The following is a 2,330-nucleotide window of genomic DNA, read 5'->3' as shown; positions in this document are numbered from 1 at the left end:
TGGCCAGTTCAAGGGCCAGGTCGATCCCAAGCTCAACCCGCCCAGCCTGTTCCAGGTGCAGAACCTGCGGGGCGGGGACTGACGAGCTCGTGGCCGGCGGCGCGGGTCGCCGGCCCCTGAATCTGTTCACTCCCGGAGTTTTTTACATGAAGAAGATCAAGTGCGCCCTGATCGGGCCGGGCAACATCGGTACGGACCTGCTGGCCAAGCTCCAGCGCAGCCCGGTGCTCGAGCCCGTGTGGATGGTCGGCATCGACCCCGAGTCCGATGGCTTGAAGCGCGCACGCGAGATGGGCATCAAGACCACCGCCGAGGGCGTGGATGGCCTGCTGCCGCATGTGAAGGCCGACGGCGTGCAGATCGCCTTCGACGCCACCAGCGCCTACGTGCACGCCGAGAATTCGCGCAAGCTCAACGCGCTGGGCGTGATGATGATCGACCTCACGCCCGCGGCCATCGGCCCGTTCTGCGTGCCTCCGGTGAACCTGAAGCAGCACCTCGGGCGGCGCGAGATGAACGTCAACATGGTCACCTGCGGCGGACAGGCCACGATCCCGATGGTGGCGGCGGTGTCGCAGGTGCAGGCGGTGGCCTACGGCGAGATCGTCGCCACGGTCTCCAGCCGCTCGGTCGGCCCCGGCACGCGCAAGAACATCGACGAGTTCACCCGCACCACGGCCGGCGCGGTCGAGAAGGTCGGCGGTGCGAAGAAGGGCAAGGCCATCATCATCATCAACCCGGCCGAGCCGCCGCTGATCATGCGCGATACCGTGCACTGCCTGACGGTGGACGAGCCCGACCGCGACCGGATCACTGCGTCGATCCACCAGATGATCCGCGAGGTGCAGAAGTACGTGCCGGGCTACAAGCTGGTCAACGGCCCGGTGTTCGACGGCAAGCGCGTCTCGGTCTTCATGGAGGTGGAGGGCCTGGGCGACTACCTGCCCAAGTACGCCGGCAACCTCGACATCATGACCGCCGCCGCCGCGCGCACCGCCGAGATGTTCGCCGAAGAACTGATCGCCGGCACGCTCAAGCTCGAAGCCGTGCCGGCCTGACCCGGACGAAGGAGAACGCCATGATGAACCTGCAAGGCAAGAAGATCACCGTCCACGACATGACGTTGCGCGACGGCATGCACCCCAAGCGTCACCTGATGACGCTGGACCAGATGAAGAGCATCGCCAGCGGACTGGACGCTGCCGGCGTGCCGCTGATCGAGGTGACCCACGGCGATGGCCTGGGCGGCTCGTCGGTGAACTACGGCTTCCCGGCCCACAGCGACGAGGAATACCTCGGCGCCGTGATCCCGCTGATGAAGCAGGCCAAGGTGTCGGCGCTGCTGCTGCCCGGCATCGGCACCGTCGACCACCTGCTGATGGCCAAGGACCTGGGCGTGCACACCGTGCGCGTGGCCACCCACTGCACCGAGGCCGACGTGTCCGAGCAGCACATCTCGAAGGCGCGCGCGCTCGACATGGACACTGTGGGCTTCCTGATGATGGCCCACATGGCCAGCCCCGAGAAGCTGGTGAGCCAGGCGCTGCTGATGGAGGGCTACGGGGCGAACTGCATCTACGTCACCGACTCGGCCGGCTACATGCTGCCCGACGACGTGACGGTACGGCTGCGCGCGGTGCGCGATGCCCTCAAGCCCGAAACCGAACTGGGCTTCCACGGCCACCACAACCTGGCGATGGGGGTGGCCAACTCGGTCGCCGCGGTGGCCGCCGGTGCGAACCGCATCGACGCGGCGGCCGCCGGACTGGGCGCCGGCGCGGGCAACACGCCGATGGAGGTGTTCATCGCCGTGTGCGACCGCATGGGCATCGCGACCGGCGTGGACGTGTTCAGGATCCAGGATGTGGCCGAGGATCTGGTGGTGCCGATCATGGATCACATCATCCGTGTCGACCGCGATTCGCTGACGCTGGGCTATGCCGGCGTGTACTCGTCCTTCCTGCTGTTCGCCAAGCGCGCCGAGAAGAAATACGGCGTGCCGGCTCGTGAGATCCTGGTCGAACTGGGTCGCCGCGGCATGGTGGGCGGCCAGGAGGACATGATCGAGGACACCGCGATGACGCTGGCACGAGAGCGCGCCGCCGCGGCGCACAAGGCCGCCGCCTGAGCGCAGCGACCGACCACAGGACACAGGAGAAGCTCATGCCGTTCGCACAGATCTACCTCATCGAAGGTCGCACCGAAGAGCAGAAGCGTGCCGTGATCGAGAAGGTCACCCAGGCCATGATGGAGGCGGTGGGGGCGCCGAAGGAGAACGTGCGCGTGTGGATCCACGACGTGCCCAAGGAGAACTGGGGCATCGGCGGCGT

3 protein-coding genes are annotated in these 2,330 nt (G+C 67.0%); all 3 read left to right on the top strand.

What is annotated here, in order from left to right:
- Positions 1-146 precede the first annotated feature (146 nt).
- Positions 147-1,058 (top strand): acetaldehyde dehydrogenase (acetylating), encoded by a 912-nt coding sequence (locus tag x551_RS21315; protein WP_036236457.1) that lies wholly within the window; start codon positions 147-149, stop codon positions 1,056-1,058.
- A 23-nt stretch (positions 1,059-1,081) separates the two neighbouring features.
- Complete coding sequence (gene dmpG / locus x551_RS21310; RefSeq protein ID WP_036236461.1) at positions 1,082-2,128, top strand: 4-hydroxy-2-oxovalerate aldolase; 1,047 nt, start codon at positions 1,082-1,084, stop codon at positions 2,126-2,128.
- A gap of 35 nt (positions 2,129-2,163) precedes the next feature.
- On the top strand, positions 2,164-2,330 hold a 167-nt coding region (locus x551_RS21305), incomplete at its 3' end, for a 2-hydroxymuconate tautomerase (RefSeq protein ID WP_036236459.1).

It is taken from the genome of Methylibium sp. T29 (assembly GCF_000576205.1).
Lineage (GTDB): Bacteria > Pseudomonadota > Gammaproteobacteria > Burkholderiales > Burkholderiaceae_C > Methylibium > Methylibium petroleiphilum.
This window is presented reverse-complemented; position numbering and strand designations above follow the sequence as displayed.

What these genes read in the sequence shown, in the direction of transcription:
- x551_RS21315 (WP_036236457.1), top strand. Translation starts at nt 147, where the DNA reads ATGAAGAAGATCAAGTGCGCCCTGATCGGGCCGGGCAACATCGGTACG.
- dmpG (WP_036236461.1), top strand. Translation starts at nt 1,082, where the DNA reads ATGAACCTGCAAGGCAAGAAGATCACCGTCCACGACATGACGTTGCGC.